Genomic DNA, 24,484 nt, shown 5'->3' on the forward strand with positions numbered 1-24,484 from the left:
TATTATAATTATGAGAAAAATAATATATATATCATGTATAATATTCTTGTATTTGACCGCTTGCGAACCATATTTCTCCGGCTTAGATATCAAGAATGATCATCAACCGGATATTGCAACGGTAATGGGAGATATTAATCAATATCCATCTCTGATTGGTGGAGCCTACAACAATTGGTGGCACCATATGCTGGCAGCAAATGATGGAGATACCTGGACTTTTGCTACAAACTCAGATGCAATAACCGCAGGTGCAGGTAACTGGAACCTCCCGGCCTTCTATTATCGTAGGGATTATGAAAAGCCAATGATTAATAATACGGATCAAAATGCCGGATTCCCTAAGACTTTATGGTACAACCATTATGGTAAAATAAGTACCGTAAGGAATATGTTGGCTATGATTCAAGAAAAGGAACTTGTTTATAGAGAAGATAATAAAGATCAAACCTATAAGATATTAGCTAATTGTTACTTTTTAATGGGTTCTTTTTACACAGAGTTAAGCTTATTATTTGATAAATGCTTTTTAATAACCGAAGAGACAGACCTGAGAAATATAACTGCAGAAGATATTAAGCCGGCTTCTGAAGCAAAAGATTTAGCTCTTGATTATTTAGATAAATGTATCGAAATATGCAATACGCAAAGTTTTACAAACTTCTCAGGTTTACTGCCGTCAGATGTTGTTGGTAACAATACAAAACTGCGTCAATTCGCTAATTTCATGGCTGCAAGAGCAGAGGCATACCACCCCAGAACTAAGGAAGAATACGCCTCTGTAGATTGGAATAAAGTGAAAGGTTATATAGATGACGGACTTGCAGTGGATATAAAAGCTCTACTGCCATTGCAAGGTTGGGAAGAGTGGTCATATGCGGCAGCTTCATGGCCGGGGGGAAATCAATGGGGAAGAGTTGGTCTGAGGGTAATAAATATGATGGCAGAGCCAGGTGATCCCGGTGCAATATGGCCCCTACCTACCGATTTTGGCCAAGGGGCTACATTGCCGGAAGCAAGCTCTCCCGACTACAGGTTAGGAACCGACTTTCAGTACTTTCCTGATGTTAATTCACCAACAGGAGGTTTAACATACGATGGATATGCAAAATATAGCTCATATGTTTTAAATAGATTTTCGGAAACAGGCCAACAATCGGGTGAAGGAGAGTTGTATTTTTTCACCAAAGCGGAGTCCGACCTACTGTATGCTGAAGCAGCTTTGCAAACTTCAGAAAACTCTAAAGCAGTTGAATTGGTAAATCTTACACGGGTAAATCGTGGTAAACTGAACGATATAGACGCAACTTCAACAAAAGATGAGATATTAGAAGCAATCTATTATGAAAGGTTTGTTGAATGTGGTTATGCATATACAGTTACACCGTTCTATGACAGACGTCGTACTCCAATTGATAAGTTTCAATTGACAACCAGATCTTTCCGTCAGCTGCCAATACCTGTGCTCGAACTCAACTTCTACGATATTCAATCTTACACATTTGGAGGGGAACAAGACAGAAATGACAAATATGAATTTTAAAATGAAGAGTTAAATAAGAAATCATATGAAAACTATAAGAATAATATCTTTAATAATCTCCCTGATATTCGTTATGTCTTGTGACAGATCAGGAATATTTGAAGAATTCCAAAATTCAACCCCATGGGAGTTTCATGTCCAAGTATTTAGCGATGATAACATGACACAGCCGGTAACAGATGTTGTAGTAAATATCTACAAAACATCTCAAGACCGGGATAACAATATAAACATATTTTTAACTCGTAACACTAATGCTGATGGTAAAGCAGTATTCACTTTAAAAGATTTTGAGCCTGGTCTAGATGCTGAGAAATCTAAAGGAATATATTATTTAAAGGCAGCTAAGGGTAATTTGGTTAAAAATGAAACTACTCGTTATCTTCTGATGAACGATGGTCAAACTCACCACAATATTGTGCTTAAATAGTATTTAATAATTAAACCATTGTAGAGCCGATTGCATAATTGGTTCTACAATGGATTAAAGTTTTTTAATTATGCACATAAGATTACTATTAGCGTTATCTGTAATTATTTTTGTATCCTGTGTTAAAAACCTTGAAAGCAGTGACTCAAAGTCTGATTTGGATATCCATGTTGTGGATCAATTAGGCGAAATAGTCGAAGGTGCAACAGTAGAATTATACAGATCGGTCGAAGATAGAAACTCCGGAAGGAATATTATAATCGCAAAAATAACCGGAAAAAAGGGAATGGTCGGATTCTCTGCAAAAGAAATTAATAAAAACAACAAACCATTAGAAGAAATAAATGGTAAATATTATCTTAACTTATTTAAATATAACCAGCGACAACAGGCAGAGACAGAGTTTATTAACTTTGTTAAAGACAAAAATATCAGTCAATCAATAATTCTGGAAAATGCCAATGCCGAAACTATAATAGTGAAAGTGGCAGTTGTATATGAGAACCCGGTTATACAACCCCAAAACAAAAGACTACATGAAATATTTATTACTCCGGGATATACTTTTAGCTGGAACGATCCGGCAATTCTCTCGCAGAACTACGAAAAAGCATTAGAAGAGGTTTCTGGATATACAGTAGACTATCAAGTGGTACAAGAAATTGATGCGAATCAAATGTTTACATACTTGAAAAATGATCCGCAAAAAAGACCACTAACTGTTGAGGAGGTTTCAAAGTATCTTGATGAAGACAACTGGAACACTTTTAAAACAGTAGGCACATCATACGATTACAACAGAATGGTTAAACACTATGGTTTTGATGAGATGCGCGACAAGGATGAAATTCACGAAGTGTGGGTTTGGACTTTTCCCTATGGTGGAATGTGGGAGTCTCACATGATGGGCGAGGGTGCTTTCTGGATTAACTCTCAACCCAACGAAAATCCGTCGTGCAAGGAGTTGCTAAGCATAATGGGATTAAACTATGAGCGGGATCTGGCATGTGCGTTAGAGAGCTACGGTCATCGTTTTGAGTCCACCATGATGAAAGTTTATGGATGGTGGGATTATGATAATAAACCTCACGCGAACGACCTGACAACATGGGAGTTGTTTTCTGCATATGGATTAAGGTATGACAAGTATGAAAAGCACATGTCGCAAGTTGGTAATGTACACTTTCCTCCAAATGGACTTGAAGATTATGATTTTGGTAATGAAACCTATATTATGAGTTATGTGGATGACTGGTTGAACTATCCGTATTTAAGAAGAACAGAGCCTAAGTCGGTTAATAGAAAAGAATGGGGTAACCCGGACGGCTCTTGGCAATTGGGATGGATGAAATACTATTTATCCCATCTGCCACATTACAAGGGAATAAACTCTAATGATGGAAAATTAAATAATTGGTGGCACTACGTGGTAGATTATAACGGTGCAATTAAAAAACAAAACATTCAATGAATATGATTATCACAAGAAAGCTTCAAAGCCTCAGTTTATTAATATTCTATACATTTTCATTGTTGAGTGAACAGTCGCCAAATGCAATAATATTTGATAATAAGGGTCCATTAATGGCTCACACGGCAATACCAAACATGCAAGTACCTAAAGAATTGCCGTTAATTTCATATCAAATAGGCAATAGGGAATATTCAACTACAGTTGCCTCTGAAATAATTGATATATCTTTTTCTGCAGAACCATTTGATTATGGTGTTAAAGGGAAAATAAGATTTAGAAACAGCTCAAATGATACAATAAATCTGCATAACATAGTACCACTGGGGCGTAACGAAGAGCATGTTTATATAACCGGGAAAGGGTCGCACGGTTTGTCTCGCTCACATCTGTTCAGACAGGGATACCAACCGATAAATATAATACTACCCGACAATTCATGGGAGTTAGGTTTCACATGCGCAGAGACCGATGGCGAAAATAACATTGTAGCGCTCGTTCGTAGAGATAATAAAAGTTTGAAAGATGGCATGTTAAGACGTTTTGAAACAATACTATACCCCGGTGGGGCAATTGAATATAACTTCTGGTTAGATAAATATCAAGGTAATTGGCAAAACGGCATGAGATTAATCTTTCAAGAAAGATATCTATATGATGTACCAGTAGGTGGATTCAATAATTTGTTGATGGAGAGAGAAGATTTGAAATGGATTCAAAGTTGCTATTCGGCAAATCTTATGATGACCTGGGACAAACGTTACTACGACTTTACCGATGGACAATTCCATATTAAAGAGCACCTCGAAAAAATGAAGAAACTGATTGGCGGATATGATTTATACGGAATCTGGCCTACATGGCCTGCATTAGGTATGGATCAGAGAAACCAGTGGGATATGTTTCGCGACCTGCCCGGCGGGTTTAATAAACTTAAGGAGATCTCAGAATTATGCCATCAAATGGGTAGTTATTTTTTTCTGTGTTATAACCCGTGGGATGAGAGTACCCGTTCAGACGAAGGTCATTTTGACGGCTTGACCAATATAACTCGCATCGCAAACATAGATGGTTTTGTTCTTGATACAAGAGGGGGGTCGAGCATTGAACTACAAGATGCAGCAGATGCTGCACGTGATGGAGTGGTTATGTATAGCGAAGGCATGGCGGTTCCGCGAGACATGCAAGGAATAGTATCCGGTAGAGTTCACAATGCTCTATATTACCCTCCTATCCTTAATTTAAACAAATTTATAAAGCCCGAATTTGCTATATTCAGAGTAGCCGAGGAGGCGCACGAACCTATTAGAAGGGAATTTAATCTCTCATTCTTCAACGGATACGGCACAGAGATAAACAGTTTTCCAGCCGGCAGATTTGAGTGGTCTGATGATCAAATGCGTTATTGGGGTAGACTGCTTCAGATTCAGCGTGAGAACAGCGGCAACTTTTTGCAAAGTAGCTATACTCCGTTGCTGCCAACACTTGTTGACAGCATATTTGTAAACGAATGGCCCGGTGAATCAAAAACTATTTATACCATATTCAATCTCCATTCCGGAGGCTTCAGAGGCAACCTCTTTGAGTTAAATGAAACAGATGACAATAACCATTATGTTGATCTTTTTCATCACGAAGAGTTACAGATTGATATAGTGGGTGATAAAAAATATATGCCTGTAAAACTTGATGGATTCAACTCATTCGATTTAGGAACCAACAATGAGGGCTCTGTATCTGCAATTGCCGCATTTTCTAAACTTCTTTCCGTAGAGCTTTCAATGGGCGATGCATTAGTTTTCTCAAGTAAGAATGGAGATAGCATTCGTATTTGGGCGGGTAACCCATCATATGAAAAAAGCCCTGCAGTGTTTGGAATTGAAGAGCAATCTGTTAAATTGCTTTCCGTATTCCCAAATCATGAAGGTAAATTTGTAATTCAAGTATTAGAGAACGATGAGTTGATTGATGAACGCATCGTAAATATAAAACCAGGTACGGCACGACTCATTTCTGAACCCGAAATAACGCCAAGAACTTCTAAAGCTCCTGAGGGTATGGTTTTAATACCATCGGGAATCTTTAAGTGCGACAACTATCGCACGGGAGATAACTTTATAAATTACCCCGAAAGTCCAACAGTAGAGGGAGAAGAGGTAGTTATGAGTAAGTTTTTTATGGATAAATACCCTGTTACCAACAAGCAATACAAAGACTTTTTAGTTGCAAGTGGATATAAGCCAAACGACACAACCAATTTCCTTAAACACTGGACAAACGGTAGAATTCCCAAAGGAATGGAGAACTATCCTGTGATCTATGTAACTCTCGAAGATGCTAAAGCATATGCACGATGGAACGGCAAACGCCTTCCATCGGAAATAGAATGGCAATATGCAGCGCAAACAGAAGATGGCAATGAGTGGCCGTGGATACAAGATACACCCGTTGAGAGAGAGGAGGAGTTTATAACAAGTACACTTTCTGTATGGAAGATAAAAGGAATAGAATCAACCCGTTGCAATCTGGGTGATGGTTCATTATATCCGGTAGGTAAATACAAGGAGGGAGTTAACCCCTACGGGCTATACGATTTGGTTGGCTCTGTATGGCAATTAACAAATGATCAGTACGATAATACCACATACAAATACATAATGGTTAAAGGAGGAAGTTACTTTTTACCCACCTCAAGTTTCTGGTATGTACAAGGCGGGCCTCGTGAGCTGAACTTCAGACAGTATCTGTTACGTGTTTCTCCATCATTTGAAAGAAAAGCTACTGTTGGATTTCGATGTGTTAAAGATACACTTTAACTAAAAGACAAAAACAATCAAATATTTATAAGAATTTAGAAGTTATGAGAAAAGTCAATTTGTTATTTCTGTTATTGTTCATTGTGATAATAACAAGCTGCAATCAAACTAAATCAGAACAACAATCAATAGATTTGTACATGAATAACCGTTCACCATTAATCACAAAACCATTTATGGAACTTCCATTGGGAGCTGTAAGACCAGAAGGATGGCTCAAAGACCAATTATATAAGATGAAAGATGGAATGACAGGTCATCTAGATGAACTCTACCCTGAAGTGATGGGCTCCAGAAACGGATGGCTTGGAGGCAACGGAGATGTTTGGGAAAGAGGTCCTTACTGGATAGACGGATTAGTTCCTTTGGCATATATACTCGATGATGAGGCTCTTAAAGCTAAGGTTCAACCCTGGATTGAATGGACATTGCAGAGCCAAACAGATGATGGATACTTCGGACCTTCAGAAGATCACGAACCGGAAACAGGACTACAAAGAACAAACTCCAAGGATTGGTGGCCAAAAATGGTTGTCCTAAAGTTCATGAAACAATATTATGAGGCAACACAAGATGAGCGTGTCATTCCTTTCATGACAAACTATTTTAAATATCAATTGCAAGAGCTTCCCGAGACTCCGCTAAATAATTGGACAAGGTGGGGACAGTTTCGCGGTGGGGACAATTTGATGATTGTTTACTGGCTTTATAACATTACAGGCGATGAATTTCTATTAAAGCTGGGAGATATAATAACAGAACAAACGACTGACTGGACAAACTCGTTTGCCGACGGTAATATGCTCAATAGCTTATTCAGTGTACACTGTGTAAACCTTGCTCAAGGAATGAAACAACCGCTTATAAGGTACCAGGCAACAAAAGACACAATGCATATTGATGCTGTTAATAAAGCCTACACCGATTTAAAAAGAGCACACGGTTGGCCTAACGGGTTATATGGTGCCGATGAACTTCTGCATTACGGAAATCCAACTCATGGATCTGAGCTATGTACGGCTGTTGAGCTGATGTTTTCTTTGGAAAAGATGATCGAAATTACAGGTAATGTTTCGTGGGCCGACTGGTTAGAAAGAATTGCTTTTAATGCTCTTCCAGCACAAGTAACTGATAACTTCGACGCACGCCAATACTACCAACAGCTAAACCAGGTTGAAGTTTCAAATCACCCACGAAACTTTGTTACCTCCTACAACGGTACCGATCAACTATTTGGTTTGCTGACCGGATACCCTTGCTGTACCTCAAACCTGCATCAGGGTTGGCCTAAGTTCACAAAACATCTATGGTATGCATCTGATGACAACGGATTAGCTGCACTTGTTTACTCTCCAAATACTGTTACTGCAAAAGTAGGAGCAGGTGTTACAGTGAGCATTCAAGAGAAAACCAACTACCCTTTTGAGGAAGAAATTACTTTCGAGTTAAATATTATTGATGACGTAGAGAAGGTTGAATTCCCAATTCATCTTAGAATACCTGAGTGGTGCGAATCGGCAACAATTAAAATCAACAATGAAGTTTGGTCTCAAAGTGAAGGTAACCAACTTGTGAAAATCAACCGTGAATGGGAGTCGGGTGATATAGTAGAACTAATATTGCCCATGCATGTAAATATTTCACGCTGGTACGAAGGCTCCGCAGCTGTAGAAAGAGGACCACTTTTATATGCATTACGAATGGAGGAAAACTGGACAAAAGTTGAGAGTGATAATCCCAGATATGGTAAATGGTATTACGAAGTACACAGTAATACTCCTTGGAATTATTGTCTGAAAGAAGAGTCTATCAAAAAAGAAAATATTTCAGACCACTTTCAGGTAATTAAAAAAGGAATGAATGGATTTCCATGGAACGTTCAAAATGCACCAATACAAATTAAAACTAAGGGAAAGCGAATGAAAGAATGGCAACTTTACAATGGTTCTGCCGGGCCACAACCATTCAGCGTTCAATACCAAATAGAAATGATGCCGGAAGAAGAAATAACTTTGATACCCTATGGTTGTACCACATTGAGAATTACAGAATTTCCCGTTACAAGAGAATAGAATTGGCTCCGGCCTCGTGGAAATAAACGCCCGGGATAACCGGGATGTCTGACTAATGAGAGTATGGATTTGACTATAGAATAAGAAAAGATGAAAATTGCCCGATTAATCGCTTGCTTGAGTTTTATTTTTTTCTGTGTCGATTTGTCGTCGCAGGCACTCAAATCTGTTGAAATTACAACTACGGAAGAGAAAGGATTGCAAATAAAGACGTTTAACCGCTTCCAACAACCGGGATATGATTTGCCGTTTGTATCGATCAGGATAGACAACAAGCTGTATTCTTCCCTAGACGCACGAATAACGGATGATAACCTCACAATACTGGATAATGAACTGGTATTATTTGTGTCCGACATTATTCCTTTGGCTTCAGGTGGTTTCAATATGAAGCTTCATATTAAAAACGTGTCGGATGATACCTTGAATATTTCCAATATTGTTCCTTTCGGGGAATCTCAGAAACACGTATATTTAACTTCCTGGGATAAGGGTGATCCATTGTCGAGAACTTTTATTTTCCGTCCGGGATTTGTTCCGGTAAACGTTACCCTCCCCGATAACTCGTGGGGAATAGGATTGGGGATAATCAACGTGGATAACGGGAGTTCCATTGTAGCATTGACAAAAACCAACAGAACCCTTTCCTCTAAGACCCGCTTCAGTCGATTCTCTTCTGCCATTTATCCGGATGGCGAGTTGATTTGTGACGTGTGGATGGATTCGTATATCGGACGTTGGCAAGAAGGACTCAGGTTAATATTTCAGCAAAATATGCTGTATGATATTGAACCCGACACCTTTGATAACTGGATGTATGAGCGGAAAGATTTAGAATGGATAAAAACCGCATTTGTCGGACATTTTGTTTCGGCCTGGCACAATTACTTCTATGATTATGAAAAAAAAAGAGGGTATGCTGCCTATACCGATTTTGTTAAAAATACACGGGATCTATTTGGTGGAAACGACGTATTGACATTGTGGACCGGTTTTCCGGTACTTGGTCTGGATCAGCGCAATCAGTGGGATTTGGTACATGCCCTGCCGGGAGGAGTGAAGAAAATACGGGAAATCTCATCACAGGGATTGAGAAATAACTTGAGATTCATGACATCTTACAATCCGTGGGATTTACCTGCTGCTCAAGACCAGATATTGAAATCCACACGCTATGAAAATCCGTTGGAAGGGTTGGGGAAAATATCGATCGAAGCAGGCTTTCAAGGAGTGATGTATGACACCCGAAGTGAATCGAGTAAACAGTTTCAAACCGCAATAGATAAATATGTAAAAGGATTCGGCGTTTTTCCCGAAGGAATGTGCGTGCCGGTGGATATGCAACATTGTATGATGGGAAGAACCCACGCGGCCATACAGTATGCGCCGTTCCTGAATTTAAATAAGCTCATCAAACCCGATTTTGCCATATATCGACAAATCATTATCGATAAGGAAAATCCGAGAAGGGATGTTTCTCTGGCTTTTTTTGGAGGACATGGTGTTGAATTCCACCTGTATTTGCCCTGGGAGATAGACTGGTTGCAGGAACTATATGCTTATACGGGAAAAACGGTACGGATATTACGTGAAAATGCAAATAACTTTCTGCAATATAACTGGACTCCCTTACTTCCTACCCTGGTTGATAGCATATGGGTAAACGAATGGCCGGCAAATGAAAAGACAATCTACACTATTTACAATTTAAAACCGCAAGGATATAAAGGAAGTCTTTTTGAAGTTTCTCCTAAGGAAGGGTGGCATTATGTTGACCTTTGGCACAACAAAGAGTTAACGCCTGAAGCAATCGGTTCAAAACACCTGATAAAGGTGAATGTAGACCCATTCCCGGAAGATTATTTAGATACCAGGGCTGAATCTTCGGTTTCCTGCATTGCTTTTTTTCCGAAATTAATACAGGTTTCACACGAAAAAAACCAGATCAAGGTTACCGTTCCCGATGGAAAAAAAGTGAAAATATGGCAGGGGGGTCCCTCATATTCAAGGGAACCTGTACAAACTATTCAATCCACATTTTTCACATTGAATGAGTCTGAATATCGAAAAAACTATAAGGGCGATATCGTATTGCAATTGTTCGATGAGCAAAAGCTGGTAGATGTATATATTATTCCAGGTTCGTCCATACCGGAAACGGAACCCGCTTACGGCAATTATTCCCTATCAAAGGGACAAACAGAATACGACAGTCAATATATGCAGGTTTTATTGCAGCGAGAAAGAGATTTGTTGAATATCACTTGCAAAAGGAATGTGGAACTACAAGTCTATCCGAAAGACAATAGCAAACAAAAACCGGCTGTGTTTAATCAGAAGAATATTGTAATAAAACTCTTAGACACATTTGGCCGATACGAAGGCGATTTTGTGATATTGGCCAAATTAAACGGTGATACGGTTGATAGTACAAACGTCCAAATGCCTTACGGTTATGCAAGAATAGCTTCTGATGTGGAAACAACTCCACTGGTTTCTGCCGCTCCAGTCGGTATGACATACATTCCTGGCGGTAAATTTACTTTTAAGGCACACCATATCGGAGACTGGATGATTAAACATCCCACAGAGGATACGGCCAGGGTTGTTGATATGAAAGCGTTTTATATAGACAAACATCCTGTGACAAATGCGCAGTTCAAACAATTTGTGGACGAAACCGATTATAAACCTTCCGATCCGGAAAACTTTCTTTCACATTGGAATAATGGAGATTTGTTTGCAGGAGAAGAGAACAAGCCGGTTACTTTTGTTTCGTACGAAGACGCGCAAGCCTATGCGCTTTGGGTTGGGAAACGGCTTCCTACGGAAAAGGAATGGCAATATGCGGCCCAGACCGATGAAAATTATCTATATCCCTGGGGTAATGAATTAGATTCCGCTCTGTGCAATACGGGTAATGGCATTCTCGACCCGATTGGAAAGTATCCAGAAGGTGCAAACAAGTACGGACTTGAAGAGTTGACCGGATCGGTTTGGCAATTAACCAACGACTTGTATAAAAACGGGACAATTACGTTCATAATTTTAAAAGGAGGTTCTTATTTTAGCCCCCAGTCCAGTTGGTGGTACGTAACCGGAGGTGCGCTCCCGTTGATTAACAGGCAGCAACTGTTGAGAGTATCGCAAGGGTATGAACGGAACAGCACCGTTGGCTTCCGTTTGGTAAAAGACTGCAGTAATTAACTTCTCACAATTCTTATTGAAAATACTTTTATTCACAAAAAAACACTTGTGTATCTGTAATTTCACAATGATGAAAATTATTGCAAAATAGTGTATTAAATTACCTTCCGAGAATGATTTTTTTTCTAATCTCATCGGGACGCATTCCTGTTTTCTTCAAACAAAAATCAGACAGATGCGAGAGATTGGAAAATCCCAGATAATCTGCTATTTGTTTCAACGGATAGTCGGTATCTATGAGATAATTCAACATTGCTTCTTTTTTTATGGATAACATCCATTGTTTGGGTGTTACCCTGAAGTTATTTTTAAAATGGCGCGTAAATGTCTTTATTGAGTTAAATCCGCATTTTTCCGAAAGGTCATCCAATCTGTCGGTATAATTATAGTTTTTGATGACCAACTCCACGAAATTATTCTCTTTTGCCAGATGGCATATTATATTTACAGTCAGCGTTCCTTTCTCCTTCGAAATTACCTTTTGCGTACCGTTCTCGAACAGCAGAATGCATTCCCGTACATTTCCGTATATACCTGATTCACCTTGGCTGGCGGAATGATAATATATCCTGTTATTTAATTCTGACTCATACATACAATGTTGTTTATCTATCATTCATATGCAGCATGATGCTGTTTTCTCCCGTATTATTCGCAGTGCTTCTAGTTCCGGATATACCATTTGCTACTACCGGATTCCATTGTTCAAGTGCATGTGCCGAAAACTTGTACTCATGATTACGGTAAATATTGAAATCAACCAGACCAGAGGGTGTGTTGCGTACAGGAAGATAGAAGTCCATCACATCGGTACTATTTGTGATGTTGAGGAATTGTGAGCCTCTCAGTACGCCTGTTACCTTTCCTGAGCGATATCGCAGACCACCGCTCCAGTAATGGCGAACGATGACCGTGGGTTTACTATTTACGATGATCGTATCCAGTTCATAGTCCCAGATGGTTCTCATCATGGCTGTAAAGGCTGCACCTGTCACGTCGAATTCTCCACCACCCGGTGTTACGGCATATTCCCAGTTCCCCCAGTTGGTTGTGTTCCATTCTATATGGGTACTTTGCTCTTTGGTGATGGTGTCGGGTATAAAGGCTTTTGCTGCTTTTACATGCAACTTGGTAGCTTGTGAGGGATCGGCTTTGTTTGACAGTATATGTTCAGGCACGTAGTAGGAGATATTCTTTTCTTTAAGTGACCAGTAAGCACCCGTCATTTCCGGCACAATGGTATAGGGTTCGATCAGCTCATACCAGGTAGGCAAATAGGCGTTCGAATCGGGATTGTTATAAAGCGCCTTGACCATTGTGAGGAAGTTGCCGGCGTTCAGGTCGATAGGGTAAGGATCGCGGTCGCCATCGCCATCGGAGTCGGGATAGGAACTGAGAAAAACCCATTTGTTTACGTTGTTGAAATTGCTTGTCAGATTTGCATCAAGTGCATATTTGTTTAGTGTATAGGATCCGGCACCACTACCCAGTCCTGTATACCATATCCGGGAATCTTTCAACTCCTGTACCTCATGGGCATCTGCATCGATCAGCAGTTGTACGTTCCCGTTCCAGTCCCGGTCGTAATAACCCAACGTCGGGTCTTCCAGTCCAAAGTCGATATACTGATAGGCTCCGGTGTAGGCAGAAGGAGGCACTGTGTAAGGATTGGGACTGGGAGGTGTTGACTGTAGCCGGTTGGGTGACCAGAGGTATTGCATCGGTACATTTGTCAGACCCATTTTCAGAATAAATATATAGCTGGTCTTCTCATTGTCTGTTGCGGGCCCTCCCGGTATTGGATAGCTACTGAGACTATCGATCGTCACCTTGGCCATAGTACGGTCCAGTGCAAATCCTTTCAAACTCTCATTCGGACCCCGTAAATCGGCTGTATAAGGGTTTTCAGCAGGTCTGTCTGGAGCTATGTTGAACTCGTCGAAAGTAAACATGATAAAGGGAGGCTCTATCGGTTTTCTATTGGTATCAAATATCACCCGGAGCGGTGTGGTATAGGATAGCGGTGTTTTTACCAGTGTTTGCATTTCAGCGAGAGAACTGAGCATGTTTAATGCACCTGTTAGTGTCTGATTGCTGATAGTCATGATGTTTTCATTTAACACGACATAGACAATACTTTCACCCGGTTTTGTCTCCACCACGATATGAGAAAAATCGATGATCCAGTTACCGGTGAGCGGATCTTTCGAGGCAAGAGAGAGGTTTCCAACGTCAAATAGCTTGTTTGTCACGATCTGCCCTGTGGTTTTGGAGAAGACAATAATACGTAATGATTCAATCGTGATGGATTCCAGGTCTCCCGTTGTGTCTGAGGGCAATATGATTTGCGACGACCGGAAACTCAGGTAAGTGCCGTCGGGTTCACTTTCACTACAGTCTGCAGGCGAGTCGTAAACACAGCTTAGCCAGACCGGCATTGAAATGATCATCAACAGAATAATATTCTTCATACGATTTACTTTATTTTTTCGTTAAGGTACCTGAGATTTTTCATTCAACATCCCATTGAATTATGATTGTATTTTTTTCCTTACCAGCTGTTGAGATGTTCTGCAAATACTCAGAGATGCAGCTTTAACGGGCTAGTAGTCAGATTCTATATCCGTATTGTAAGTGTGAATGAGCCAGTCGTTGACCCACACCTCTGTCACTACATAGGTGTCGTTGTTCTCCTTCACTTTGAAGCGTATCACAAAATCGTGATCACAGCTCAGGTTTACATCAGGATTCTGCAGTAGCAGGGTCCCCAACAGGTCTTCGTGGTAGAGTACCTTATTCTCTTTCCACTTGATCGTGAGCCAGTCGTCATGCCCCGTCTCCAGTTTCAGCGTGGTAAATTTTGCCGTGAGAATGCTATCCCCGTAGCTATATTCGGGTGGATACTGCATCGCATCTGCGTTCCGCAGGATGTCTCCGTTGATTGAATAATCTCCATTGCGCATGTTTATCTCCACCTTGAAGTCTTCGGGGTATTGCATCCCTTCCACGATTACCTCGATCCGGCTGACATATTGCGCAAGGCGAATGGAGGTGTGTTCGTAGTAAGCACCCAGCACGCTTTCAGGGTCGGGTAGGAATACGTTGTTGCTCGTGCCGGTATACAGAGATTCACCTTTCAGGTTCTCTGCCAATCCTGCCGATTGTTTTAGCTGCAGCAACAGGTCTTCCTTCGTCGTCACCTTCTGTTGCAGGTTTTGCCGTGTATAATGACTATCGATGCCTGCCCAGGCTACAAAAGAGTATTGTCCGTGCGGGTAGATGGGTATCAGCATCTCGTAGTTGGAGGAGAGGGTGACGTTATCCTCAGTGTATTCTGCCACAAATTTTTCGTTTTCATCGAAAACGAAAACGTTCAGGTTTTTGATATCTACCGGATAGATGGTATCTGTATTGCAGGGAGTCTTGGTGTAAAATCTGAGGTAGACGCCCTGGGGACAATCCAGCATATCTTCATATATCAGAGCGTCACATCCACTTCCCGTCATCATGATCCCGTTAATCAGCAGCAGTGCGGCGGCTATCCTGTTGTAAAGGTTTCTCTTCATAATATTCTTTTTTTTCTTGTTCTGTGTGCGAAAAGGAAAACCAAATCTCCTCTTCGCTTGACCCCGGCTGTCTGTATTTCCTATTATAGGTGTTCATTCAGGCAGCCGTTGGGTTTGTTTGAGTAAATACATTGCATTGTAAACCACCGCTTACAGCTTTTTTATTAATACATTGTACCCGGATCTGTCAGTGAATATTTGTAGGTATGGATGGTCCAGGGCAATACTTTCACTGATACGGAAAGATAAGTGAAATCGGTCTTCAGCGGATCTTCCACGTTGATTGGATTGTCCGGATTGTCTCCATTATCCGGATCGGCCGGGTTGAGCGGGTTGTTGGGTAATCCCATGCGTAGGAAGGCATCAATATGAGCATGATATACCTGATTGCGGACTGTCGGGGATACTTTCGGATTGGGATCTGTTGCTGTAGATGTCATGCTGTTGGGATTAAGCCAGAGCACATACTTCATTACTCCGTTGGTGAATTCGGTGGCATTTTGTCCCTGTGCTTCTGCTGCCGTGCGGGTGTAATAAAATTTCTTGTCGTTCTCGCCCCAGTAGACGGTTGTGGGTGTGGTGAATGTGGGGGCTGCTCCTTCTACCAGAAGCGGCATAAAGGTGGCCCGGATTTCAAAATAGGTGGTATTCCCTTTCTTGTAGGATCCTCTTGCAATACTCAGATCAGTCTCAGTGACCACATGGTTTACCGGAAGGACAAACTTACTGGTTGCCTCTGAAATGAGCGGAGTGCTTACTGCATTTGCATCATAGGTCCACGGGGTAACAGCAGTGAAGGAGGTGAGCCCGGTATAGTCGAAATTGACATTTCCTGTTGTCCAGCTTGTCATATCAACCGGAACAAAGGTATAAACAGGGTTTGGTACCTCATAGGTGCTTTTTTTCATCAGATAGAACTTCTTGTTGCTTTGTCCTACGGCATAGGTTATACCTTTTACGGTGGCAATTTGTGATTCCACACCTCCCACAACCTCCTTCACCGGCCAGCCGGTGCCAGTTGTCGCTTCGGGTGTTACTGTCATAAAGGCACGCGATACCACTCGTTCCACATTGATCAGTATATTATTGGCATTTCCATCAAGTATTGCATCTTCTTTGGTGATATTGGGCAAAACTGTCATGGAATACGTATCCTGGTCGTTGGTCATCATAATGGTTTCTGTACCCGTTGTAGCGGGAGCTTCCGGTGCGTTGTAGCTGGCTACTTCCGATGCTATTTTGGCATATTCGGCAGCAAAAACAGTAGGGAAGTTGGCTGCCGATGTAGCTTTCAATGTAGTCAGAATACTTTCTGCCCCGTTGATCACGACGTACGCTCTTACATTTTCCCCGGCAGTGGCTTTCAGGGCCAGATTGGGTTTCAGTTCCCCGGTAGCGGTAATTTCTGTAAATGCACTTTTTGAGAAAGAGTTGTAGTCAACAACTCCCTTGGTTGTGTTTACAAGGAACACCGATACTGTTTCCAGTTTGTCACGTCCCTGCCATGTGTTTTTCTCATTGTAATCGCCCGGGAGAGCCCTGGTTACAGATGTCTCGGTAAATTTTACCGTTCCCGGAAATTTCACGGTGATACTGGCATAGGAATCGGTTTCGTGCTGGGGCACTTCCGGCTGATCGTCAGCATTACAAGCCATAAAACCGAGGGAAATGGCTGCGATGAAGAATAATTTGTAAAGTTTCATAGGTTGATAAATTTAAAAAGTGAATAGACTTGGTTTTAATCCTTTTTTCTTTGAAAGGTTGTAGCCTTCCTTGTTTTGTTGATATTATTATTGATTCTTTATTTCTTTTTTTAGTTCCTTCAGGTTTGTCGCTGCCATAGGATCGCCGTTGTCAGCTGCCTTTTTCAGGAATTCTGTTGCCTTGGCCAGGTCTCCTGCCTTTGCATAGGATACGCCCATGTTGTTCCAGGCGCGCGGATCATTCTTTACCCTCTCCAGCCGTTCCAGTGCTGCGACGAAGTTACCGCCCTCCAGGTCTGTAGCCGCACTGTTGATGAGGGCAATGGGATCGTCCGGGTAGAGACGGGCAGCTATGTCAAACACCTCCTTGAATTCCTTGCTTTCTCTGGGGTAGGTCACAGCCACCAGATACATTTCGTTCAGGCTCAATAAGCGCGGGTTGCTCTTTAATATCGTCTTTGCTTCTTCTACCGGAAATGCACGAACGTTGTAGGCAATCATATATTCGGTCCTACGTAAGTATGGGTAGAGGTTATTCAGCAGATGATGGTAGGTTGCACCTCCTTCAATTTTTACCAGCTCGATGTCGCGAGCGTCGGGCGGTGTCACTTCACGGATAATACGTATAATCTCCTCTCTACCGGCAAGCGATGAACTTTCCACGGCAGCGAGTAGGCCCGTCCAGTCCTCACCCACACCCTCGATCTTTTTTATGCGATCTCTTTCAATATTGTGTCTGTTTGAAAGATAATCGGCAAAGGAGAAGGCTCTTCGCTGCGCCAGTTTGCGGTTGTAGTCGAAGCTCCCCTCGGGAGAAGCATAACCCTCGATGGTTAGTTCGGTGACAGTCAGGTCTTTGTTGTCCTGTGCCTCTTTGATTACTTTATCCACCTTATTCAGTTCTGTGGCATTGTTCTTGTAGTCGCGCAGCAGCTCGTACCGGTCGAAGGGATAGTTGAAAGATGCACTGTGGCGCTCGCTTCTTACTTTCACCGGTTCAGGTTCCGGCTCAATATAGGTAAGGTGATAGACCGGTGGTTGTGGTAGCAGCTGTGTCAGCAAAGGCCACTCATCCTCCCCTCTGTCGCATCCGGCACATGCATTGCGACCGGCATGCAGTACCAGTGAGGCATTCTCCATCCACTCCTCATAAGGAATCGTAGTGTGGTAGCTGATTACTTGTGGGGTGTTATTTTCCCTTTGGATGATGGCAAACGGATTGAGTATACCGACGTTTTTACGTGAGCCAAGCGCTGTTTGACGATGCAGTACCCTGTTACGTACCGATCCGCCAAGAATTACCGGCTGCAGGGCTCTTCGCACCTCCTGGTCACTGTTGGAAATGAAGAATGGAGTGATGGTCACCATCTCATTTCTCCCGAGGTATAATTGTGAGGCATTGATTTCCATGCGGACAACAAGCAGTTCCCCCTGTCTGTTCACAATGATTTCGCCGATCCGGGGTTTCTCTATCGGAGTAGTTTTCGCCTCTGCTGTAATAAATCCACAGAAGAAAAATACAGAAGTGATTAAAAGCAACAGGTATGATTTTTTTGTTGACATGGTTGTTCTATTTAATAATGTAAATAATTGAAAGAGCTCCTTTTGTCGGCCCCAGATAATTTTTCTCTCCGGTTCCCTGAGAGGTTCCACACTTCACACAGGGGAACTTCTCATAATGGAAACGGGCATATCCCCCCCCGAGGGTGAACTCCAGGTTCCACCGGTTGTTAAGGATCCACTGATAGCCGTAACTGATTCCGGCGCCGTAAGCATATCCCTGATAACGGGTATCTTTCAGTTTTTTTAAATGCCAAAAAGGAATATCCCATCCTCCCACATTATATTGTCCGCCCAGGCCGTGCAGTCCGAAAAAATGACCGTTAAACTTTTCACATGTCCAGTAACGAAATTCGGTATAAATCAACCAATGCTTCAAATATTTATAATCGGATAAGGTAAATGGATTAAATCCGCCGGCGACTTCAAATGTTGTTTTTTTACCGAGGGCAACCTCTATTCCAAGATTGGGGGTTAATGTGCCCCAGTAGGGAATATTTGTTTTAATTCCGGTGGTCTGCGAACCTGTGGTTATACATCCCAGGAAAAAAAAACAGCCAAAAATCATCCACATTTTTTTCATGTTGTATTTTTTTTGTTGTAAAATTAGGACGACCGGCAATGAGATGTTTGTCCTAAAAAAGCGACTTTTTGAACTCAAAATGCATTAACTAAGGTTAAATTGTAATTTAAAAAGCATGATGATAATTTTATTCATTGATTATCAGGATACTATTTGGTCTAATTATCTTATAAATAAACGACATTGGTTTGGATAAAAAAGACAATATTTTCTAATAAAAACACCTAATGAAGGAAATGTTGACGCTTTTTTTATCGACACATAATTGTATTTTGTGTCTTTTTTTTAAAATAGTAGAATTGGTTGATAAAAAAATGTCGCGCAAAAAAAAGGCATGTTACTTCGTTTGAAGAAAATTTGTTAACTTACTGATCGAGGAATACGTTGAAAGGTAGTAGGGGTCATGCCGAATTCTTTCCTGAATGAGCGTGAAAAATATGCAAAGTCGTTAAAACCACACTCTGTGGCAATATCGCCGATAGGTTTTTGGGAAATGGCAAGAAGTCTCTTTGCCTTGTTGAGTCTCGCCTTTAGAATATAGTTTGAAGTAGTCATACCGGTTATCGCTTTTATTTTCCGATTTAATTGTGAAGAACTGAGGCAGACTTCTGAAGATATTTTTTCAATAATATTTTCCGTATTGGTTAATTCTTTGTAAATATGACTTGTGACGCGTTGGAGAAATTCCAGACTTACATTATTACTATCGGCGGCTTTCTCTTTGCGATTTGCATTTATATGCACAAAGGGACTGTATTTTTCTCTTAATTGTTTTCTTGTGGAGAGTAACTGGTCAATCACGACCAGCAATTCCTCCTCGAATACCGGTTCTGAAAGAAAGGCATCGGCTCCGTATTCAATTCCTTTTATACGTTCTTCTTTTGAGTGGTTCAATGTGAGTAGGATTACTGGTATATGGTTGGTCGTCAATGTTTTTTTTATTTTTTTACATAGTTGGAACCCATCCAGAAAAGGCAGTGCGGTATCTGAAATAATCAGATCGGGCATTTTCTCCTCAGCAGTCCTTATGGCGTCTTCACCATTTCTTTCCGTCAGGAGAACATATTGATCCTTCAAAACAGAAATCAGATAATAGCTCATATCTCTGTTTCCCACGACAATCAGCACAACCGGTTTTTCATTGCTTTCTATCCGTGATGGAAAATTATCCGGAAGGATTAAACGGTTGCTGCCTGGGCTTTGTTTGCATATTGTAAAAGGTTTTTCGTCATTTGGAGTGCTACCATGACGTATTGGAAGGTTCACCGTGAAAACGGCACTATTGGATTTTTCAATTTTTACAGTGATTGTTCCATTCATTTTTTCGATCAGCTGTTTTGTAAGAGTCAATCCCACTCCTGAGTCGAGGTCGGTTAAACTGTCGTTTCTTTTCTGAAGGAAAGGATTAAAGGCACGTGAAATATCCTTATAATCAGCATCCGCACCATGATAGGAAATTTCAACGGTATAATTATTTTTATTGCTGTCACAGTTTACAGAAACTGTGACATGGTTGTCTTCTGTGCAAGACTTGAACGCATTATACAGCAGGCTGTGCATAACCATACGCAGATATTCAGACATGTAATCCATATGGATTTCCGATACGTTACTATGGAAAACATAGTCAATCCCTTTTGTTTCTGCCATAGGGATAAAACATTCATATAGATATCTGAGATAGGAGATAATATTCGCATTTATCACTTTGTCAGATCTATTACCTTCCTGTAAATTACCTAAAGAAGCAATTTCATTGACAAGCAGGAAGAGATTCTCCGACTGGCGGGAAAGCATTTCCATATCTATAGTGTACTCGTTGTTTTTATTTTGCATATTTTTCTTTAACCTCTCTACCAGCCCGATAATGATGCTGGCAGGTGTTTTAAATTCCTCGGAAATTTCCGTGTAATATTCCGATTTGATTTTTTCCAATTGTAATGTTGTCAGACTTTTATGTATTCTGAACCGTATGTTTTGAATAAGGATTAAAATAATCAAAACAAGAATGAAAATTAACAGGAATATGAGAACGAACGCTTTTTCTGTTTTTTCTACTCTCATCTGATGCTGTCCGGCCAGTATATTCATTTCCTTTTTATTCACTTCTTTCTCGTAGTTTAACCGGTGCATTATAATTCTGTTAGTGTTCTTCCCTCTGTTGAGACCTTTTGTATACACATCACTGAGATACCTTTCTTCCAATGCCAACACAGTCTTCCCTTGTATTCTGTGCAACCCGGATAAAAGAAAATAGACTTTTCCCAGATAATAGGGTAAATTAAGTTCTTCTGACATCTTGAGAGCATTCCCTAAATAAGTCTCTGCATTAAAATACTTTCCTTTTTTTATGTTTACCTCTCCCAAAGAAAGAGTCACATTTAGCCAGTTCCGCTTGTCGGAAGTTCCTGAAAGAGAGCTATAAGCACTTTCAAGATATACTAAAGCGTTTTCGAAATCCCCTTCGATCATATACAAATTGCCTATATGCCAAAAGCAATTGTTTAATCCGGAAAGGGAATTTGATTTGATATGATACTCCAGGGATTTCTGATAAAAGACATGGGCAGAGTCATATTGCCTGTCATATTCATAGGCCGTACCAATATTTTGTAGGACGATTGCCAGAACTTTCGGATCCTGGTTATGGTTCTCCGGCTGCAAGGCTTTGCGAAAGTAATGCATTGCTTCATCCGGTTGGTCTGTATATAAATAAATTTCTCCAAGTCCGTTCAGCGTTTTTGTTTTTTCCGTTTGGAATTGTGCATGTGCGTCTATCTTAGATTTATTTTCTTGTAACAAAGCCTTAAAATAATATTCGGCAGATTCATTATATGCTCCGGTCTGTATATAGTCATAGGCCAGATTATTCAATGCCCGGATTATATGAAACGTGTCACGGGATAATTGTGCTACTTTAAAATATGATCTGTGGTACTCTATGGCTTTTTTGTATGAATAATTACGTAAATAATAAGTACCCATTTTTTCGTATGAACTCATTTCTGCGTATTTATCACCGGTTGCTATAGACAATGTAAGATAATTTGTGAGTGCGATTGTGTCGCTGGAAATACTTTTTATCAGAGAGTCCACCGCGGTATAATGCTTTTCCGTAGAAAAGGATGTTTGTGAAATATTCTCCGGATACCGTGTGTGGCATGCAATCTGAATGAAATATGTTGTAAAAATCAGATATTTCAAATAGTATGTCAAATATGTCCGATTTTCAAATTGCATATGACTACACTTTACGTTTTGGTTACAGATATGCAGTGCTAATAATTAACAAAAAGCAGACACCTATTTATTAAAATAAGACTTTCCGTATCTTTTTTTAAAACCCTTAGTCAGAGCAATTATTGAAAAGAAATTGTCATTTATTTGTAACAAATATGTACGTAAAAATAATACGAAAAGGAATTAAGATGTGGTAAAATCAACAAATTTATATGGTCAATTTTACCACACCCTGAAAATTTAACACAAATCAGTTTTTACTGGTGGACAAGGTCAATTAATCATGCTTCTCCATTGTTTCACAGTGGTTCCGGTATATCGTTGAAAACATTTGCTGAAGTAACTCTTGTCGGCATAGCCTGTTTTTTCACAAATATCGTCGAGTGTAGCATGTTTGTCTGTTGTAATTATTTTTTTTGCCTCCTCAATACGAAGTCCGTTTATCCATTCGTTGAAGGTTTTTTGTCTGTATGAATTCAGATAACTGGAAAGATAGGTTCTGTTTGTTGAGATTTGTGATGCTACAATCACAATAGTCAGATCATGTTTCAGATATAACTTCTTATTTTCCCACTCCCTGATAGAATTTTCAATTTGTGAAAATGTAATGGAAGAGGCCTTGATATTTTTTTCAGTTTCTTCCCTGACAATTGGTTCTATATAATTGAAAATATCTGTATAATTGAGAAAATGAATGGCATAATATGTATAAAAGGCGATTGCCAAAATTGGAAATATGGTCATGATATTTTCCGAGAAGATACAAAACAAAATCACCGCAATGCTTGCCAGAAATATGAAAATATTGGCATGGTATACCCATTGTAAATGATCTCTGCTATTTCCGGAAAAATAATTATTAAATCTCTTTTTGTAATTTCTGTGATGCTTGATGAAGAGGAGGACAGTGCAGCCCAAAGAAACTGTATAAAATATCAATAAGCTGTAATACAATACCTTTGAAAAATTATCATTCCAAAGGCCCATGTACGATCCCACATTCAGTAATGATAAAGTTGCCACCGGAATTAAATGATAGACCATTTTTTTGATCGACAGGTATTTTAAGTCTATCAATGAGATGTTGACATGAGCAAACAAATACAATTGAAATGTTGTAAAAATGAGAATTGAAGTTTTAAAAGTTGGTAAATTTATTCCTTGCAGCCTGGCAGTTATTTCATAAAGGCTGATGATGCAAAATAGCAAATAGGCTGAAGCCATAATCACTTTTGCTGCCTTGTAATTTTCCAACTGCGGAATCCCGGGAACAGTTATAAAAAGGAATAGCATGGATAGTACAAGAGATGTCCAGAAGGCTCCTATGGCAAAAAAAAGAGACAATTGAATGATCATTGTAGCATGATTAGTCGGATATTGGTTAGAATAAAAAAACTTTTGCTTCCACGAACGTTTATAAGGAACAGATTTTCTAAAATTTATACGAATATAAGTAAAAAAACAGAATTAAATACATTTTTTTGTAAAAAATATTTCTGTAAATAAATTTAATATCGATTAGTTTGTGAAACAGGGAAAAAATGTTACCTTTGCATCCGCAAATACAAAATTACTCATTTTAAAGAACTACTAAATGGCAACAAAATTACGTTTACAGAGAAGGGGACGTAAAAACTATCCTTTCTACCAGATTATTGTTGCAGATAGCAGAGCTCCACGGGATGGAAAGTATATTGAAAGGATTGGTTCATATAACCCGAACACACATCCTGCTACGATCACTTTAGATTTCGAAAGAGCTTTGTATTGGCTGCAAACCGGGGCACAACCCTCCGACACTGTTCGCAACATCCTTTCGGACGAAGGTGTATTTATGAAGAAACATCTTCTCGGAGGTGTAACCAAAGGTGCTTTCGACGAGGCGGAAGCTGAAAAAAGGTTTGAAACCTGGAAAAATAACAAACGTCAGGCCACCCAGTCACTGAAAAATAAAGACACGGAAAAACTGCGCGCAGAAGAGAAATCCAGACTCGATGCAGAAAAGGAAGTAAACAAAACAAGAGCAGAGGCTTTGGCGAAGAAGAAAGCCGAAGAACAGGCTGCCAATGCTCCTGTAGTGGAAGCGGAAGCAACAATCGACACTGTGATTGAAGAAGCTCCTGTAGCTGAAGAGAAAGTCGAAATTGTGGCTGAGGAAACTCCTGTAGCTGAAGTGGCTCCTGTTGCCGAGGAGAAAGCAGAAGACAATAAAGAAGCTGTTGAATAAGAAAACGACACACACTATAGTGTTTTGTAAAAAAGCCCGGTGCGAACCGGGCTTTTTTATTGAGAG

The 24,484-nt window shown here is 40.3% G+C and carries 15 protein-coding genes; 7 read left to right on the forward strand and 8 right to left on the reverse strand.

Going from position 1 to position 24,484, the window contains the following annotated elements:
- The first annotated feature begins 10 nt into the window (after window positions 1-10).
- The 6 genes from AC1HCU_RS04270 (at window position 11) to AC1HCU_RS04295 (ending at window position 11,539) form a co-directional block, all read left to right on the forward strand.
- A complete protein-coding gene (locus tag AC1HCU_RS04270; RefSeq protein ID WP_286861686.1) occupies window positions 11-1,543 on the forward strand; it encodes a RagB/SusD family nutrient uptake outer membrane protein in 1,533 nt (510 codons plus the stop codon).
- 25 nt (window positions 1,544-1,568) lie between these two features.
- Window positions 1,569-1,973, forward strand: coding sequence for a hypothetical protein (locus tag AC1HCU_RS04275; RefSeq protein ID WP_286861689.1), 405 nt, complete (start codon window positions 1,569-1,571; stop codon window positions 1,971-1,973).
- Window positions 1,974-2,043: 70 nt separating this feature from the next.
- Window positions 2,044-3,444 carry a hypothetical protein gene (locus AC1HCU_RS04280; protein ID WP_286861691.1) on the forward strand — a complete coding sequence of 467 codons (1,401 nt, stop codon included), beginning with the start codon at window positions 2,044-2,046 and terminating at the stop codon, window positions 3,442-3,444.
- Entirely contained in the window at window positions 3,441-6,260 is a 2,820-nt protein-coding gene (locus tag AC1HCU_RS04285) for a formylglycine-generating enzyme family protein (RefSeq protein WP_286861694.1), read from the forward strand. Before AC1HCU_RS04280 ends, AC1HCU_RS04285 begins: the two co-directional genes overlap by 4 nt.
- A gap of 44 nt (window positions 6,261-6,304) precedes the next feature.
- The gene (locus AC1HCU_RS04290) at window positions 6,305-8,332 is read left to right on the forward strand and encodes a beta-L-arabinofuranosidase domain-containing protein (RefSeq protein WP_286861697.1); all 2,028 of its coding nucleotides are present in this window, start codon (window positions 6,305-6,307) and stop codon (window positions 8,330-8,332) included.
- Window positions 8,333-8,449: 117 nt separating this feature from the next.
- On the forward strand, window positions 8,450-11,539 hold the full coding sequence (locus AC1HCU_RS04295; RefSeq protein ID WP_480369495.1) for a formylglycine-generating enzyme family protein: 3,090 nt from the start codon (window positions 8,450-8,452) through the stop codon (window positions 11,537-11,539).
- Between the two features lie 100 nt (window positions 11,540-11,639).
- On the opposite strand, the gene AC1HCU_RS04300 is transcribed toward AC1HCU_RS04295, so the two are convergent.
- The 8 genes from AC1HCU_RS04300 to AC1HCU_RS04335 all read right to left on the reverse strand — a co-directional run bounded on the left by AC1HCU_RS04300 (window position 11,640) and on the right by AC1HCU_RS04335 (window position 23,547).
- Complete coding sequence (locus tag AC1HCU_RS04300) at window positions 11,640-12,134, reverse strand: helix-turn-helix domain-containing protein (protein WP_286861701.1); 495 nt, start codon at window positions 12,132-12,134, stop codon at window positions 11,640-11,642.
- A 10-nt stretch (window positions 12,135-12,144) separates the two neighbouring features.
- Window positions 12,145-14,010 carry a hypothetical protein gene (locus AC1HCU_RS04305; RefSeq protein WP_286861704.1) on the reverse strand — a complete coding sequence of 622 codons (1,866 nt, stop codon included), beginning with the start codon at window positions 14,008-14,010 and terminating at the stop codon, window positions 12,145-12,147.
- Between the two features lie 132 nt (window positions 14,011-14,142).
- On the reverse strand, window positions 14,143-15,105 hold the full coding sequence (locus AC1HCU_RS04310; RefSeq protein ID WP_286880026.1) for a FimB/Mfa2 family fimbrial subunit: 963 nt from the start codon (window positions 15,103-15,105) through the stop codon (window positions 14,143-14,145).
- A 164-nt stretch (window positions 15,106-15,269) separates the two neighbouring features.
- Window positions 15,270-16,808 carry an Mfa1 family fimbria major subunit gene (locus AC1HCU_RS04315; protein WP_286880027.1) on the reverse strand — a complete coding sequence of 513 codons (1,539 nt, stop codon included), beginning with the start codon at window positions 16,806-16,808 and terminating at the stop codon, window positions 15,270-15,272.
- 87 nt (window positions 16,809-16,895) lie between these two features.
- Window positions 16,896-18,371 carry an OmpA family protein gene (locus tag AC1HCU_RS04320; protein WP_286880029.1) on the reverse strand — a complete coding sequence of 492 codons (1,476 nt, stop codon included), beginning with the start codon at window positions 18,369-18,371 and terminating at the stop codon, window positions 16,896-16,898.
- Window positions 18,372-18,378: 7 nt separating this feature from the next.
- Window positions 18,379-18,951 (reverse strand): DUF3575 domain-containing protein, encoded by a 573-nt coding sequence (locus AC1HCU_RS04325; RefSeq protein ID WP_480369500.1) that lies wholly within the window; start codon window positions 18,949-18,951, stop codon window positions 18,379-18,381.
- A gap of 360 nt (window positions 18,952-19,311) precedes the next feature.
- Complete coding sequence (locus AC1HCU_RS04330) at window positions 19,312-21,954, reverse strand: helix-turn-helix domain-containing protein (RefSeq protein ID WP_480369503.1); 2,643 nt, start codon at window positions 21,952-21,954, stop codon at window positions 19,312-19,314.
- 510 nt (window positions 21,955-22,464) lie between these two features.
- On the reverse strand, window positions 22,465-23,547 hold the full coding sequence (locus AC1HCU_RS04335) for a helix-turn-helix domain-containing protein (RefSeq protein ID WP_480369505.1): 1,083 nt from the start codon (window positions 23,545-23,547) through the stop codon (window positions 22,465-22,467).
- A gap of 238 nt (window positions 23,548-23,785) precedes the next feature.
- Here AC1HCU_RS04335 and AC1HCU_RS04340 point away from each other — a divergent pair, with 238 nt between their 5' ends.
- The gene (locus tag AC1HCU_RS04340; protein ID WP_286880033.1) at window positions 23,786-24,418 is read left to right on the forward strand and encodes a 30S ribosomal protein S16; all 633 of its coding nucleotides are present in this window, start codon (window positions 23,786-23,788) and stop codon (window positions 24,416-24,418) included.
- Window positions 24,419-24,484 lie beyond the last annotated feature (66 nt).

It is taken from the genome of Proteiniphilum sp. LBM24028, from assembly GCF_056629195.1.